10 protein-coding genes are annotated in these 16608 nt (G+C 67.9%); 9 read left to right on the forward strand and 1 reads right to left on the reverse strand.

Annotation, left to right across the window (positions count from 1 at the left end; all coding sequences use genetic code 11):
• Positions 1-18: 18 nt before the first annotated feature.
• Positions 19-3567: an indolepyruvate ferredoxin oxidoreductase family protein gene (locus tag L5G32_RS08205; RefSeq protein ID WP_237010537.1), complete on the reverse strand. Its 3549-nt coding sequence runs from the start codon at positions 3565-3567 to the stop codon at positions 19-21.
• A gap of 228 nt (positions 3568-3795) precedes the next feature.
• Here L5G32_RS08205 and L5G32_RS08210 point away from each other — a divergent pair, with 228 nt between their 5' ends.
• The 9 genes from L5G32_RS08210 to L5G32_RS08250 all read left to right on the forward strand — a co-directional run bounded on the left by L5G32_RS08210 (position 3796) and on the right by L5G32_RS08250 (position 16587).
• Positions 3796-5382 carry a carboxyl transferase domain-containing protein gene (locus L5G32_RS08210; RefSeq protein ID WP_237010538.1) on the forward strand — a complete coding sequence of 529 codons (1587 nt, stop codon included), beginning with the start codon at positions 3796-3798 and terminating at the stop codon, positions 5380-5382.
• A gap of 82 nt (positions 5383-5464) precedes the next feature.
• A complete protein-coding gene (locus L5G32_RS08215; RefSeq protein ID WP_237010539.1) occupies positions 5465-7477 on the forward strand; it encodes an acetyl/propionyl/methylcrotonyl-CoA carboxylase subunit alpha in 2013 nt (670 codons plus the stop codon).
• Between the two features lie 64 nt (positions 7478-7541).
• Entirely contained in the window at positions 7542-8690 is a 1149-nt protein-coding gene (locus L5G32_RS08220; RefSeq protein WP_237010540.1) for an acyl-CoA dehydrogenase family protein, read from the forward strand.
• Positions 8687-9196, forward strand: coding sequence for a MaoC family dehydratase (locus L5G32_RS08225; RefSeq protein WP_237010541.1), 510 nt, complete (start codon positions 8687-8689; stop codon positions 9194-9196). Before L5G32_RS08220 ends, L5G32_RS08225 begins: the two co-directional genes overlap by 4 nt.
• The gene (locus L5G32_RS08230) at positions 9193-10056 is read left to right on the forward strand and encodes an HpcH/HpaI aldolase/citrate lyase family protein (protein WP_237010542.1); all 864 of its coding nucleotides are present in this window, start codon (positions 9193-9195) and stop codon (positions 10054-10056) included. Before L5G32_RS08225 ends, L5G32_RS08230 begins: the two co-directional genes overlap by 4 nt.
• Positions 10057-10085: 29 nt before the next feature.
• On the forward strand, positions 10086-11756 hold the full coding sequence (locus tag L5G32_RS08235; RefSeq protein ID WP_237010543.1) for an AMP-binding protein: 1671 nt from the start codon (positions 10086-10088) through the stop codon (positions 11754-11756).
• Between the two features lie 337 nt (positions 11757-12093).
• Complete coding sequence (locus tag L5G32_RS08240) at positions 12094-14043, forward strand: acetoacetate--CoA ligase (RefSeq protein WP_237010544.1); 1950 nt, start codon at positions 12094-12096, stop codon at positions 14041-14043.
• 137 nt (positions 14044-14180) lie between these two features.
• Positions 14181-15170, forward strand: coding sequence for a DUF5336 domain-containing protein (locus L5G32_RS08245; RefSeq protein ID WP_237010545.1), 990 nt, complete (start codon positions 14181-14183; stop codon positions 15168-15170).
• Between the two features lie 13 nt (positions 15171-15183).
• The gene (locus L5G32_RS08250; RefSeq protein WP_237010546.1) at positions 15184-16587 is read left to right on the forward strand and encodes a cell division protein PerM; all 1404 of its coding nucleotides are present in this window, start codon (positions 15184-15186) and stop codon (positions 16585-16587) included.
• Positions 16588-16608: the final 21 nt, after the last annotated feature.

Here is a 16608-nt window from a genome sequence, read left to right on the forward strand (position 1 = left end):
CCGAAGTCGTAGGACCGACTACAGCGCGTCCAACTGTCGTCGCATCTCGGTGCGATACCGCGCGACGTTCGCGGTCTTGATGCTCTCGTAGCCGCGGACCATGTCGGGCAGGTCGGCGATGGCAGTCGCTGCGGCGACCCGCTCGGGCGACGGATAGGTGCCGAGTGCGGCGAGGACCTCGTCGATCGCGGCGCGGTATTCGCCGATCAGTGCCCGTTCCATCCGACGGACCTCGGCGTGTCCGAACGGGTCGAGTCGGGTTCCCCTGAGTCGCTTCATCTTCGCCAACCCGCGCAACGCCGGATCGGCCCAGGCTCCCAACGAGATCTTGTTCTTCATCCCCATCTCGCGGAGCATCGGCGGATGCAGACGGACGGCGACCTTCGCGTCGTCGCCGAACTCGTCGGCGATCGTCGCGGCGAACGCAGTGTCGTCGGTGAGGCGGGCGACCTCGTACTCGTCTTTGTACGCCATCAATTTGTACAGATTGCGGGCCACCGCCGCCGTCAGATCGTCGCCGTGCCCCGCGTCGTGGACACGGCGAACCGTGCGCAGCCAGGTCCGCGCGTACGGCTCGCTCTGATAGGCGATCAACTCGTCATACCGGCGCGTGATCACCGCCGACAGTTCGTCACCAGAGCCGACGATGCTCGATGCGGCTCGCTCGGCCGTCGCGCTCGGCGAGTAGGTCGGCGCAGGCGTCCGGACGGACGCGACCGCTGCGGCGACGTCGTCGGGGGAGACGACGGCCTGGCGTCCCCGCCGGAACGCCTGAAGATTGGCGTCGACGGCGACTCCGTTCAGTTCGATGGCCCGCTCGATCGACTCCGCAGACAGGAGCAGCGAACCGGTCTGGAAGGCGGCGCCGACCATCAGCATGTTCGCGTACTGCTCGTCGTCGAACAGGTCGTCGGAGAGTTCGCCCGCGTTCAGATACACAGACCGGGCGACGTGGTCGTCGATGGCCGACCGCACCGCGAGGGCCTCGGGGAAACGCGTCGAGGTGTCGATCACCATTGACCCGGTCGGAACCTTCGTGGTGGAGACGACGGCGACGGTCCTCTCGGTCGACGCGACCTTCAGGTTGACCGGGTCCGCGCCGACGAGCTGGTCGCAGGCGAGGTAGACGTCGCAGTCGCCGGACGCGACCTTCGCGGCCTGCTCGACGGGCGTCGACGACACCTTGATGTCGCTGACGACGGCGCCGCCCTTCTGAGCGAGGCCGGTCATGTCCACTGTCCGTGCGCTGAGCCCGCCGAGGGTCGCGGCGGTCGCGAGGACCTGGGACACCGTCACCACGCCGGTGCCGCCGATACCGGTGACGCGGACCGCGAAGTCGCTGGTGGCAGACGCTCGGGCAGGTAGGGCGACATCGGCTGCGTCGATGGATGCGACGCGCTCGCGCGACCGCTGCGTTCCCGGGGTGACGGTGACGAACGCGGGGCAGTCGCCGTCCAGGCACGAGAAGTCGAGGTTGCACGAGCTCTGATCGATCTGCGTCTTCCGACCGAACTCGGTGTCGACGGGGTGCACGGACAGGCAGTTCGACTTCGCGCCGCAGTCGCCGCAGCCCTCACAGATCCGTTCGTTGATCATCACCCGCTGCTTCGGCGTTGTGAACTGACTGTTCGGTTGGCTCGAGTCCGCGTTCCCGCGACGGCGTTTGCGGCGTTTCTCGGCCGCACAGTGCTGGTCGTGGACCAACACGGTGACCCCGGTGATCTCGGCGAGTTCGCGCTGCACGTCGAGCATGTCGTCGCGGTGCCGGACCTCGACTCCCTTCGGCAGTCCGAGAGCCGAGGTGCGGGACGGCTCGTCCGAGGTGACGACGATCTTCGCGACCCGCTCGGCCTGCAACGATGCGAGGATCTGCGGAAGGCTCATCTGGCCGACCGGATCCTGGCCGCCGGTCATCGCCACGGTGCCGTTGAACAGCAACTTGTAGGTGATGTTCTCGCCGGATGCGACGGCCGCGCGCACCGCGAGCGAGCCCGAGTGCATGTATGTGCCGTCGCCGATGTTCTGGACGAAGTGCTTCTCGTCGATGAACGGAGCCATGCCGAGCCACTGCGCGCCTTCACCGCCCATCTGTGTGACGCCTGCGATGTCGCCGACCTGCTCGGGCTCCATCAGCAGGACCATTGCGTGACAACCGATCCCGGCTCCGACGATCGTGTCCGGCGTGACCTTCGTCGAGCTGTTGTGCGGACAGCCCGAACAGAAGTACGGGGTTCGCACGGCCAGCGGCAGCAGGATGCGTTCGCGCGTCGCGTTCTTCCGGTCCATCCAGCGCCGCGCCGGTTCGACGCGGTGTCGGGACGCCAGACGGGTCGCCAGGCCGTGGGAGACGGCGTCGACGTCGAGTTCGCCGAATCGGGAGAACAGGGTGGAACCGTCTTCGTTGGCCTTGCCGACGATGGCGGGAGCGTCCGTTCTGCGAAACAGGATGTCGCGCATCATGGTCTCGATGAAGTCGCGTTTCTCCTCGACGACGATCACCTCGTCGAGCCCGGCGATGAAGCGGTCGAGGATCCCGCGCTCCATCGGGTACACCATCCCGAGTTTGAGGACGCGGATCCCGAGCCTGCCGAGGTCGTCGTCGCCGATGCCGATGCGACGCAGTGATTCTCGGACGTCGAGGTAGGTCTTTCCGGCGGCGACGATGCCGATCCGGTCGTCGCCGGTGGACTGCACTATCCGGTTCAGTCCGTTGAGCCGTGCGTACTCGGTGGCGCGGGGCAGTCGGGTGGTGAGCTGATTCTGTTCGAGCTCCATGAGGCTTGCGCCGAGGAGTCGGCCGGACGGGACGTGCGGACTGGTTCCCAGGCCGCCGTAGTCGACGGCGAACCGGTCGAGGTCGACGACGGCGGTCGACGCTCCGTCGGCGACGTGCGCGGAGATCTTCAACGACGTCCACAGTCCGGACACGCGACTCATCAGCGCGGCGTGCACACCGAAGTCGAGGATGTCGGCGCTGTCGGCGGGGTAGAGGATCGGCATGTACAGGTCGGCCAGCGCCATCTCAGATGCGCACGGGACGGTGGAGCTCTTGGCGCCCGGATCGTCGCCGACGAGCGCGACGGCGCCGCCTGCCGGGTGGGTGCCGATCATGTTCGCGTGTCGCAGGGCGTCGGTCGCGCGGTCGAGACCGGGGGCCTTGCCGTACCAGTAGCCGACGACGCCGTCCCGGACCGCGCCCGACGCGTCGGCCGACAGCGTTCCGACCTTGGCGGCGAGTTGCGATCCCATGACCGACGTCGCGCCGATCTCCTCGTTGAGTCCGGGCCGGTGCGTGACGTCCCACGGGGCGAGGAGTGCTGCGCGCCGGGCGATCTCGAGGTCGTATCCCGCGAGCGGTGAGCCTTCGTAACCGGAGATGAACGATCCGGTCCGCAGCCCGTTGCGGCGGTCGACGGCGGCGCGGTCGCGGACCACGCGGACCAACGCCTGAATGCCGGTCAGATAGATGCTTCCCGACTCGCGCGTGTAGCGGTCGTCGAGGGAGAAGTGGGCGGGAGAGCTTCCCGGATCGGAGTGCGTGCGCGCACTCTCGTCTGCGACGGTCATGGGTTCACCTGGCCTTGCGGTGTCGGCTGCGGTCGGTCCCGGGGTGGTGGGTGTCTCGCGCAGCGGTCGTGTTCTGGTGGGCCGCGAGGGTGTGCGACCTGCCTTCACGATAACGGAATCTGTGATGGACGTCACGGACAGTGCGATGATCGTGTGGAGGTCTGGCGGACGTGGCGTTCGTCGCGTATCTTCAGGTTCAGTTAATTGTGAGTAACCGAAAGGGATGGCATGGTCTCGACTCCGCTCGACCAGCGTGGGGACTCGCTCGATCACCGGGGGCACGTCGCGCGACTGCGGGAACGGTTGTCCGTGGCGGCGCGGGGCGGCGGTCAGAAGGCACGGGACCGGCACGTCGGGCGCGGCAAGCTGTTGGTCCGCGACCGGATCGACGCGCTGATCGACCCGGGGACCGCGTTCCTGGAGATCGCACCGCTCGCGGCGTACGGCATGTACGACGACAAAGCCCCGAGTGCGGGCGTCGTCGCAGGCATCGGCCGGATCCACGGACGCGAATGCATGGTGGTCGCCAATGACGCGACCGTCTCCGGCGGCACGTACTACCCGGTCACGGTCAAGAAGCATCTGCGCGCGCAGGAGATCGCCGCCGAGAACCGGCTGCCCTGCGTCTACCTCGTCGACTCGGGCGGCGCGATGCTCCTCAACCAGGACGAGGTGTTCCCCGACCGCGAGCACTTCGGCCGTATCTTCTACAACCAGGCGACGATGAGTGCGGCGGGCATCCCGCAGATCTCCGCGGTGCTCGGCTCGTCGACCGCAGGCGGCGCGTACGTTCCCGCGATGAGCGACGAGAACGTGATCGTCCGGAACCAGGGCACCATCTTCCTCGCGGGTCCGCCGCTGGTGAAGGCGGCGACGGGGGAGGACGTGAGCGCCGAGGATCTGGGCGGCGGCGCCATGCACAGTTCGGTGTCCGGCGTCACCGACCACCTGGTCGACAACGACGAGCAGGCGCTGGCCAAGGTCCGCGAGATCGTGAAGACCTTCGGTCCTCGTGTCCCGGCGCAGTGGGAGACGTCGCCGACCGTCGCGCCACGACGCGAGCAGGCCGACCTGTACGACGTGGTCCCCACCGACTCGAAGACCCCCTACGACGTGCGTGAGGTCATCGAGATCCTCGCCGACGGCGGGGAGTACTCGGAGTTCAAGGCGAACTACGGAACGACGCTCGTGACGGCGTTCGCGACGCTGCACGGACATCCCGTCGGGTTCGTCGCCAACAACGGCGTGCTGTTCAGCGAGTCGGCCCTCAAGGGCGCCCACTTCATCGAACTGTGCGACCAGCGCCGGATCCCGCTGATCTTCCTGCAGAACATCACCGGCTTCATGGTCGGTCGGGAATACGAGGAAGGCGGCATCGCCAAGAACGGCGCCAAGATGGTCAACGCCGTCGCCTGCGCGTCGGTCCCGAAGCTGACGGTGATGATCGGCGGGTCGTTCGGCGCGGGCAACTACTCGATGTGCGGTCGCGCGTACTCGCCGAGATTCCTGTGGTCGTGGCCCAATTCGCGCATCTCGGTGATGGGCGGACCGCAGGCGGCCGACACTCTCGCGACGGTCCGTCGCGTAGGTGTCGAACGGTCGGGAGGCGAATGGTCGGCCGACGACGAAGAGCGTTTCAAGGAGCCGATCCGCGCTCAGTTCGAGCGCCAGTCCGACGCCTATTATTCCACCGCTCGCCTCTGGGACGACGGCATCATCGACCCCGCCGACACCCGCACCGTCCTCGGCCTCGCGCTCGAGGCGTGCCGTCACTCGCCGCTGCCGCAGCCCGGCTACGGCGTCTTCCGGATGTGACGACGGTGACCGACGCTCTCCGTTCGCCCGCCGCGTGCGGGAAGGAACACTCGCTCGTTCGGCGAGTGGAAAGGACACTTCAGTGAAGACCATCCGCAAGGTCCTCGTCGCGAACCGCGGTGAGATCGCGGTCCGCGTCATCGACACCCTCGACGCGATGGGCATCGAGTCCGTGGCCGTCTACTCCGACGCCGACACGAACGCGCCGCACGTGCTCGCCGCGGGCGAAGCCGTCCGCCTCGGGCCTGCACCGGCGTCGCAGAGCTACCTCGACATCGACAAGGTGATCGCGGCAGCGAAGGCGACCGGCGCGGACGCCGTCCACCCCGGCTACGGCTTCCTGTCCGAGAACCAGTCGTTCGCCGCGGCGCTCGCCGCCGCAGACATCGTGTTCATCGGCCCGCCGCAGGAGTCGATCGCGACGATGGGCGACAAGATCGCGGCGCGCGCCGCCGTCACCGCCCGCGACGTGCCCGTCGTCCCCGGTCTGTCGCGCCCGGGACTGACCGACGACGAACTCGTCGCGGCCGCTCCCGACATCGGTTTCCCCGTGCTGATCAAGCCGAGTGCGGGCGGCGGCGGCAAGGGCATGCATCGGGTCGACGATCCGGCCGACCTGCCCGACGCGCTCGTCTCCGCACGCCGTGAGGCCGGAGCCGCGTTCGGCGACGACTCGCTGTTCCTCGAACACTTCGTCCTCACCCCTCGCCACATAGAGGTGCAGGTCCTCGCCGACACCCACGGCAACGTGGTCCATCTCGGCGAACGCGAGTGCTCGCTGCAGCGGCGCCACCAGAAGGTCATCGAAGAGGCGCCCTCGGCGCTCCTGGACGAGGCGACCCGCGCCCGCATCGGCCGCGCAGCCTGCGACGCGGCCCGCAGCGTCGGTTACACCGGCGCGGGCACGGTCGAGTTCATCGTCTCCGCCGTCACTCCCGAAGACTTCTTCTTCATGGAGATGAACACGCGGCTGCAGGTAGAGCATCCGGTCACCGAACTCGTCACCGGACTCGACCTGGTGGAGCAGCAGCTACGGATCGCCCGCGGCGAGCAGCTGTCGTTCACCCAGGACGACGTGACACTCACCGGCCACGCCGTCGAGGCCCGCGTCTACGCCGAAGACCCGGCGGCGGGCTTCCTGCCGACCGGCGGCGAGATCACCGACCTCGTCTGGCCGAAGCACGCGCGCATCGACTCCGGTGTACGGGTCGGCAGCGTCGTCGGCAGCGACTACGATCCGATGCTCGCCAAAGTCATCGTGCACGGGTCCGACCGCACCGAAGCCGTCGACCGACTCGACGAAGCGCTCGCCCAGGTTCGCCTGACGGGAGTCGTCACCAACATCGACTTCTGCCGATTCGTGCTGTCGCAGCCCGCCGTGCAGTCCGCCGAGCTCGACACCGAACTACTCGACCGACTCGTCGTCGACTACACCGCACCCCTCCCGCCGCCGGAAGCCCTGACCGCGGCGGCGCTCGGTGCTCTCGACCTCGGGAGCCCGCACGATCTGTGGTCGAGTGCGCTCGGCTTCCGCATCGGTGCGCCGTCGCCGTACGTGTCGCGGCTCGCAGTCGACGGAGCCGACTACACGGTGGTCGCCACACTGCAGTCCTCGCCGGACGCGTCGTCGCTCGCCGCCGACGTCACCGTGGAGTCCGACGGCGACCCGTGGAGCGCCCACGTCGTCGTCGCCCCGCGCCCGGACGGGTCGATCGCGTTGGCCTGCGACGGAGTCCAGCAGCGGTGGACCGTTCGCGCCGCCGACGGCCGACGGTGGGTCGCCGGAGACGCGGGGACGTGGCAGGTGACGCCCCTCAAGTCCTTGGCAGACGCAGATGCGGACGACGCGGTGGGCGATGTCCTCAGCCCGATGCCCGGCACGGTCGTCGCGGTTCCCGGCGTCGACGGTTCCACCGTTGCGGCCGGCGCGCCGCTCGTCGTCGTCGAAGCCATGAAGATGGAGCACACGCTGCGGGCGCCGGTCGACGGCGTGGCCACGATCTCGGTCGGGGTCGGCGACAAGGTCGCAGCGGCGCAACTGCTCGCTCACGTCCTGCCGGCCGACAGCCTGCCTGGACTCGAAGACCAGAAATGACGTACCCGGTTCGTCAGTCGGGCATAAGCTTCCGCACGACGAGCGCTCACAAGAAGGAACAGACATGGAATTGACTCAGGAGTATCTGGACCTCGTCGACAGCGTCCGCGACTTTGCGCAGTCGGCCGTCGCGCCGGTCTCGGCGCAGCACGACCGCGACAAGACCTTCCCGTACGAGGTAGTCGCGCAGATGGGTGAGATGGGCCTGTTCGGTCTGCCGTTCCCCGAAGAGTTCGGCGGAATGGGCGGCGACTACTTCGCCCTCGCGCTCGCGTTGGAAGAACTCGGCAAGGTCGACCAGTCGGTCGCCATCACCCTCGAAGCGGGCGTCAGCCTCGGCGCGATGCCGATCTATCGATTCGGCACCCGCGAACAGCAGGAGCGGTGGCTTCCCGACCTGCTCTCGGCCAAGCGGCTGGCCGGTTTCGGTCTCACCGAGCCGGGTGCAGGCTCGGACGCAGGCGCGACGGCGACCACCGCGCGCGCCGACGGCGACGAGTTCGTCATCAACGGAGCCAAGCAGTTCATCACCAACTCGGGTACCGACATCACCTCGCTGGTCACGGTCACCGCCGTGACTGGGGAGAAGCCGGGTGGCGGCAAAGAGATCTCGACGATCGTCGTCCCGTCCGACACGCCGGGCTTCGTCGCCGAACCCCCGTACGACAAGGTCGGATGGCATGCGTCGGACACCCACCCGCTGAGTTTCACCGACGCTCGGGTCCCGCAGGCGAACCTCCTCGGTGACCGGGGACGCGGCTACGCGAACTTCCTGTCGATCCTCGACGAGGGCCGCATCGCCATCGCCGGTCTGGCGACCGGTGTCGCGCAGGGCTGCGTCGACGAGTGCATCAAGTACGCGCGCGAACGCAAGTCGTTCGGCAAGGCGATCGCCGAATACCAGTCGGTGTCGTTCGCGATCGCGCGGATGGAGTCGCGTGCGCACGTCTCCCGGATGGCCTACTACGACGCCGCAGCCAAGATGCTCGCCGGAAAGCCGTTCAAGAAGGAAGCGTCGATCGCCAAGATGGTCTCCAGCGAGGCTGCGATGGACAACGCGCGAATGGCGACCCAGATCCACGGCGGCTACGGATTCATGAACGAGTACCTCGTGTCCCGCCACTACCGGGACTCCAAGATCCTCGAGGTCGGCGAGGGCACCACCGAAGTGCAGCTCATGTTGATCGCACGCTCGTTGGGGCTGCCCGCATGAGCGGTGAATCCGGGGAGCACAAGCGCATCCCGCAGCGCGGACTCTGGTTCGAGGAGTTCGAGATCGGGGCCGTCTACGAGCACAGCCCGGGGCGGACCGTGACCGAAGCCGACAACGTCCTGTTCACGACGCTGACGATGAACACGCAGGCGCTCCACTTGGACGCGGCCTGGGCGGCTAGACAGCCAGGGTTCGACGGTCAACGGCTCATTAACTCGATGTTCACGTTGTCGACCATCGTCGGGCTCTCGGTGGCGCAGCTGACCCAGGGGACGCTCGTAGCGAACCTCGGCTTCAGCGACATCGCGTTCCCGTCGCCGCTGTTCGCGGGCGACACCCTGTACGCGGAGACCGAGTGCACGGGTAAGCGGGCCTCGTCTTCGCGGCCGGGGGAGGGCATCGTGAACATCACGCACATCGGCCGGAACCAGGACGGTGTGATCGTTGCCAAGGCGTCGCGCGCGACGCTCGTCCGTCTCGCTCCCGAGGAGAGTCAACGCCCATGACAGTCGAACCCCGAGACCGAACCGAACCCTGGATCCCCGCAGGCCCGGCGCTCCTGTTCTGCCCGGCCGACCGTCCTGAGCGCTACGCGAAAGCGCTCGACCGCGCCGACATGGTGATCCTCGACCTCGAAGACGCTGTCGCGCCGAGTAACAAGGCGGCGGCACGGGACGCACTCGTCGACAATCCGCAGGATCCGGACCGAGTCATCGTGCGGATCAACGCGGCGGGCACCGCCGATCACGACCTCGATCTCGCGGCGCTGGCGAAGACCTCCTATCGGTTGGTGATGCAGGCCAAGACCGAGGATCCGGCTCAGATCACCGCACACGGACTGGCCACGATCGCGCTCATCGAGACGCCGATGGGTGCGCTGCGCGCCGAAGCGATCGTCGCCGCGGCGAACTGCGTCGGACTGATGTGGGGCGCCGAGGACCTCGTGGCGGGACTCGGCGGATCGTCGAGCCGATTCGGCGACGACGAGGCCGAGCCCGGGGAGTACCGCGACCTCCCGAAGTACGTTCGTTCGCACGTCCGTCTCGCCGCGGGCGCGTATCGGAAGGCCACGGTCGACGCGATCCACGCCGACATCGGTGACGTCGACGGGCTGGTCGCCGAGGTCCGTGACGCTGTCGCACTCGGTTACACCGCGACCGCTTGCATCCATCCGTCGCAGGCCGCCCACATCCGCGACGGGTATGCGCCGTCGCCGGAGCGAGTCGACTGGGCTCGCCGCGTCCTCGACGGCGCAGCCGAGCACGACGGCGGCGTGTTCGCTCTCGACGGCGACATGATCGACGGCCCCATCATCGCCCAGGCTCGCGCGACCCTCGCTCGCGCCGGGCAACGCCCAACCGACTGACGAGACCCCGCCGAGCGACCGGAGGAACGATGCCAGAGACTCACACGACCGACCCGTACACCGCAGCAGACTCCTACAGCAAGGGCGACGCCGCGCCCGCGCTGCTCACCGACACGATCGGTGGAGTGCTCGCGCGGACCGCCGAGCGAGTCCCCGACTCGCTCGCACTGGTGGACGCCGCCGTCGACCGTCAATGGACGTACGCCGAGTTCCGTCGGGACGTCCGCGCACTGGCTGCCGGTCTGCTTCGACTCGGCGTGGCACCGGGCGATCGCGTCGCACTGTGGGCGCCGAACCGATTCGAGTGGGTGCTCACCCAGTTCGCGGCCGCCGAGATCGGCGCGATCCTCGTGGTGATCAACCCGGCCTACCGGCGTCACGAGTTGGCATACGTGCTGGCGCAGTCGGGGACGTCCGTGGTGCTCGCGGCCGAGCGGTTCCGCGACGCGGACTACGCACAGATGCTCACCGAGGTCCGCGCCGAAGCCCCGGAACTGCGCACCGTCGTGTTGTTTGAGTCGGCTGAGTTCGCGGGTCTTCTCGCCGAGCCGACGGCTGACGAGTCGGCGGCGATCGACGAGATCGCGGCCGGTCTGTCGGCGTCGGATCCGATCAACATCCAGTACACGTCGGGTACCACCGGGTCGCCGAAGGGCGTCACGCTCTCGCACTCCAACATCGGCAACAACGGGTACTTCGTCGGCGAACTCGTCGACTACACGGAGGCGGACCGGATCTGCCTTCCCGTGCCCTTCTACCACTGCTTCGGCATGGTGATGGGCAACCTCGCGGCCACGTCGCACGGCGCTGCGATGGTGATCCCCGGGCAGGCGTTCGATCCGCAGACGGCGTTGGCCGCCGTGGAGAAGTACCGCTGCACGAGTCTGTACGGGGTGCCGACGATGTTCATCGCCGAACTCGCGCTCCTGGACACCGGAGCCGAGTTCGACCTGTCGTCGCTGCGGACCGGGATCATGGCCGGGTCGCCGTGTCCGGAGACGGTGATGCGGCGCGTCATCGACGAGATGAACATGTCGCAGGTGTCGATCTGTTACGGCATGACCGAGACGAGTCCGGTGTCGACGCAGACGCGCACCGACGATCCGTTGGATCTGCGGGTGGGCACCGTCGGCCGGGTGGGACCGCATCTGGAGATCAAGATCGTCGACCCGGTCACCGGCGACGTCCTACCGCGCGGGGAGACCGGCGAGTTCTGCACGCGCGGCTACTCGGTGATGCAGGGGTACTGGAACGAGCCGGCGAAGACGGCGGAGGCCCTCGACGCCGACGGATGGATGCACACCGGCGACCTCGGCGTGATGGGCGACGGCTCGAACGACGACGACGGCTACGTCCGCATCACCGGCCGAATCAAAGACATGGTGATCCGCGGCGGCGAGAACATCTACCCGCGGGAGATCGAGGAGTTCCTCTACACCCATCCCGACGTCGTCGACGCACAGGTGATCGGTGTCCCCGACGAGAAGTACGGGGAAGAACTGATGGCGTGGGTCCGGGTTCGTGAGGGCGCGGAGTCGTTGGACGCGGACGGCATCCGAGAGTTCGCGGCAGGCCAGATCTCGCGGCACAAGATCCCGAAGTACGTCACCGTCGTCGACGAGTTCCCGATGACGGTGACCGGCAAAGTACGCAAGGTCGAGATGCGCGCGAAGTCGATTGAGATGCTGGGTCTGGAGTAGCCCTCTCGCCGGTCGAGCGGAGTCGAGACCTCTCGCCGGTCGAGCCCCATTCCCGTTGGTCGAGCGGAGTCGAGACCTCCCGCAGGTCGAGCCCCATTCCCGCTGGTCGAGCGGAGTCGAGACCTCCCGCAGGTCGAGCCCCATTCCCGTTGGTCGAGCGGAGTCGAGACCTTGCTGCCGATCGAGCGAACCCCCGTGTAACCGGTTGAGCGAGCGAAGCGAGTCGAAACCCCACTCGCCACAACCGAATCGGCGCGACGCGACGTGCGGAGTCCGCCGTTCACCGACCGACCGCACTATGGTCGAAACGCAGTGACAACGAGTGAAGGAGAGCCGGATGAGCCGGTCACGGATGGATGTGTTCGCGAGCGAACTGAGCGCGCGAGTCGGCCGCGACCTGACTGACTACGCCGATCTGTGGGAGTACTCGGTGACCGACCTGCCAGGGTTCTGGCGAGGCGTGTGGGACTTCTTCGAGGTCGGCTCCGTCACCGGGCGGCCGCTCGACGAGAGCGACCAGGTACTGCCCGATGCGTCGATGCCGGGCGCGAAATGGTTCCCGGACGTACACCTGAACTATGTGGACGCGGTGCTCGCACATGCCGACCGCGACACTGTCGCGATCGTCGGCCTGACCGAGGACGGCGTGCGGACCGAGATCACGTGGGACAGCCTTCCGCGATTGGTCGGGGCGGTCGCCCGGACCCTCGTGGACGCCGGAGTGGGGGAGGGCGACGTCGTCGCCGCGTACCTGCCGGACGTTCCCGAAGCGGTGATCGCGTTCCTGGCGACCGCATCGCTCGGCGCGGTCTGGTCCGGCTGCGGTCAGGACTACGCGCCCGAAGGGGCGGCGGGCCGCCTCGCGCAGTTGCGCCCGAAGGTCCTGTTCTCGTCGGCCGGCTACCGGTTCAACGGCAAGGACGTCGACAAGCGCGCGGACTCGGCCGAACTCGCCCGTCTGCTCGGCGTCGGCACGCACATCGTCGTCGGGGAGACCTCCGACGCGCCCGACGGCACGATGACGTGGACAGAGGCGGTCGCGCCTCCGGTCGGCGCTCCGGACCACCCGGCGCCGGTCCGGGTTCCGTTCGACCACCCGCTGTGGGTCCTGTTCTCCTCCGGCACCACGGGGAAACCGAAGGGCATCGTCCACGGACACGGCGGCGTTCTCCTCGAACATCTCAAGGAGACGGGTCTGCACGCCGACCTCGGCCCCGACTCGGTCTTCTTCTGGCACACGGCGCTCAGTTGGATGATGTGGAATTTCCAGATCGCCGGTCTGCTCGTCGGCTCCCGGATCGTCTGTTACAGCGGATCTCCGTTGTATCCGGATGCGGACCGGCTGTGGCAGATCGTCGCCGACGAGAACGTGACCTATTTCGGAACGAGTCCCGGCCAGCTCCAGGCGTCCCGGAAGGCTGGGATCGTGCCGGGTCGCGACCATGATCTGTCGGCGTTGTCGACGCTCGGCAGTACCGGTTCGACGCTCGCCGCGGACCTGTTCACGTGGGTCGACGACAACGTCGCGGCAGGTCTGCCGGTGTCGTCGATCAGCGGCGGTACCGATATCGTGTCGGCGTTCGCAGGCGGCTCGGCGGGTGTCCCGGTCGTGGCGGGGGAGCTCTCGGTACGGCACCTCGGCGTCGCACTGGAGAGTTGGTCCCCGCAGGCCGAGCCGTTGATCGGTGAGGTCGGCGAGATGGTGATCACGAAGCCGATGCCGTCGATGCCCGTGAGTTTCTGGGACGACCCCGACGGTGAGCGGTACCGGAAGGCGTACTTCGCGCACGAGTGGGATCGCGCCGGCGCACCGACGGTCTGGCGGCACGGCGACTGGGTGACCCTCACCGACCGCGGCTCGCTGGTGATCCACGGTCGTAGCGACGCGACCTTGAACCGCAACGGGATTCGGATGGGTTCGGCCGACATCTACGAGGTCGTCGAAGCAGTCGACGAGGTCGCCGAAGGCTTCGTCCTCGGTGTCGACGGGCCCGACGGCAAGTACTGGATGCCGCTGTTCGTCACGCTCGTGGACGGAGCCGAGCTCACCGACGAGCTCACCGCGCGAATCGCGTCTCAAGTGAAGACACGGCTGTCGGCGCGGCATGTCCCCGACGAGGTGATCGTCGCACCGGGGATCCCGCACACGCGGACGGGCAAGAAACTGGAGGTCCCGGTCACCGCGATCCTCGCAGGCCGAAGCGACGTCAACATCGATCCGAAGTCGGTCGACGACTACGGCCTCGTCGACTGGTACGCCGGACAGGGACGCGCCCACGAGTGGTGAGTTCTCATCGGCCGGTCCGCTGTGTTCCACTGTCGCTGTCAGATGGGTGCACGACCCTCTCAGCTCGTGTGTATTAGCGTGGACGACGTTCGTCGCAACGACGGACGAGGCGAGTTCCATGCGTGAGGAGTTAGACGATGAGCTATCCCCAGTCCGGCGGATACGGCTACGGCCAGAACCCTCAGGGGGCACAACAATATGGTCAGCCCGCTGACTACGGCCAGCAGTACGGGGGCCAGCAGTACGGCGGCCAGCAGTATGGGGCCCAGTACGGCCAGCAGGGCTACGACGCCCAGGCGCAGTACGGTCAGCAGTACCAGCAGCAGGCCCAGTACGGATACGGTGCGCCGCAGCAGCCGGCCAACCCGGGACTGCCCGCGAACACCCCGACGATCATCGCCGCCGTCATCGGCGCGCTCGGCATCATCACCCTGTTCTGCGGATTCCTCGACGGGTACTCGGCGCAGATGGATGGGGGCGAGGGCGTCCAGTTGTTCCAGTCGCACTTCGTTCTGCCGTACGCGCTCGTGGCGCTTGCAGGTCTGCTTGCTCTGACGACGTTCCTGGTCGGCTCCACAAAGCATTTCGTCGCGGTCGTCACAAGCGTCGCGGTCGCCGCAGCCATCATCACGATCTTCCAGTTCTCGATGATCGACCCCCTGTTTAAGGAGGGTGGTGAGCGCGGTGCCGGTGCCATCGTCCTTCTGATCACCTCGATCCTGTCCGCGATCGCCGCTATCGCGTGGCTGCTCGTCGAGGGTGGTCAGATCAAGCTCGCTGCTGCAGGTGCGACGCAGGCCGCGACAGTCGACGCGTCGCAGTACGCCGCACAGCAGCAGGCTGCTGCCGCGCCCGGCGCCGATTACGGATACGGCTACGGCCAGCAGTACCAGCAGCAGGCCCAGGCAGCCCAGGCCCAGGGAGCTCAGGCCCAAGCAGCTCAGCCCCAAGCAGGTCAGGCCCAAGCGGGTCAGGCCCAAGCAGGTCAGGCACAGCCGGGACAGTACGCCCAGACCCAGTACGGTCAGTCGGCTCATGCACAGCAGCCGGGCGACTCGAGCGCCACCACTGCGTTCGTGAAGCCTGCGACCGACCCGGGTGCCAACCCGCAGTCCGAGCAGCACTAGGTCCCGCTGCGGCGTGAGTGGAACGTCGAACTCTCTGGCCACCCGCCTCCGGCAGGTGCGCCTGGCTCGTCGTGCCGACACCGCGCCGCGGAAGGCCGCCACCTGGGACCTGGTCAAGGTGGCGTTCCTCGTCCCTGGACTGTCGATCATCGCGATCGTCGTCGTCCTGGGCATCGTCCGTATCCTCGCAGGCGACGGACTGTCCGGCATCATGTCGGCGACGGCGGCCGGTTGGCTCGCCGTCAACCAGGTTCCGGTCACGATCAGCGGGGTCACGCTCGGCGTCCTGCCGTTGCTGCCGACCCTGCTGGTGTGTGCCGGAACCGTGAAGGTGGTCGCCGACGGCGCGTCCACCGCACGTGAACTGCCCGACCTCGTCGGAATCGTCGGTGCTGCGCTCGGCGGTTCAGTGCTGGTGACTGCACTTTCGCTGGCCGTGGTGGCCGACGGGGCCGCGGTCAGCGCGGTCGGTCAACCCGACCCGTTGTCGGCGTTCGGGTACACGATCCTGATTCAGGGCGCCGCGGTCGTCGTCGGTATCGCGATTCCCAGCCTGCGGCCGATCCTCGACGAGTTCGCGGTGCCCGCGACCGAGCGGGTCGGTGCCCGCGGCGGCGTCATCGCGTTCGGGGTGCTGGTCTCGGGCGGTGCGTTGCTCGTCTTCGGCAGCATCGTCATGCATTGGGGCTCGGTCTCGACGATGATCGCCGACGGCAACTCGTTCGACGGCTATCTGGGGCTGACGGGTCTGAGCATCCTCTACCTCCCGAACATGGTCGTGGGGGCCGCTGCTGTCACCACCGGAACCACCGCCCAGCTCGGTGACACCGTTTTCGACGCGTTCGACGTCTCCCGAGGAGCGGTCCCGCCGCTGCCGGTCGTATCGGCGCTCCCCGAGACCGGTCTCGGAGGTCTCGGCGCACTGCTGTTCATCGTTCCGCTCGCTGCGGGCGTCTTGCTCGGCTGGTACTGCCGGAGCACCGATCCGATCCGTCACCTGCGCGCCGTCGCCATCGGTGCGGCCGTCGCGGCGGCGCTGGTGGTCGTTGCGAGCTGGGTGTCCGGCGGTCGCCTCGGCGAACTCGGCCGCACCGGCGTCAACACCGCTACCGCGGGCGTCTTCACCTTCGCGTGGCTCATGCTGGCCGGCGCGCTCGTCGTCGGCGTGATGTGGGCCGCAAGCGGTGGGATCACCCGTGCCAGGAACGGCGACGACGATCTCGACTCCTGGCTCGACGACCCGCCCCGCTCGTCGAGTGACGTCGAGGCCGAATCCGACGACGACACCGACTCGCCCCGCAGGTCGAGCCCTGCGGCTCCGCTCAGGAGAACCGGAGTCGAGACCGAATCCGACACCGACACTGACGAACTCGAACTCGACCCGGCTTCGGACCCCGAGCCAGATCGTCACGACTGACGGGCTCGGCCGGTGGCGTCC

Source organism: Gordonia zhenghanii (genome assembly GCF_021738965.1).
In the GTDB taxonomy this organism is placed as follows: Bacteria; Actinomycetota; Actinomycetes; order Mycobacteriales; family Mycobacteriaceae; genus Gordonia; species Gordonia zhenghanii.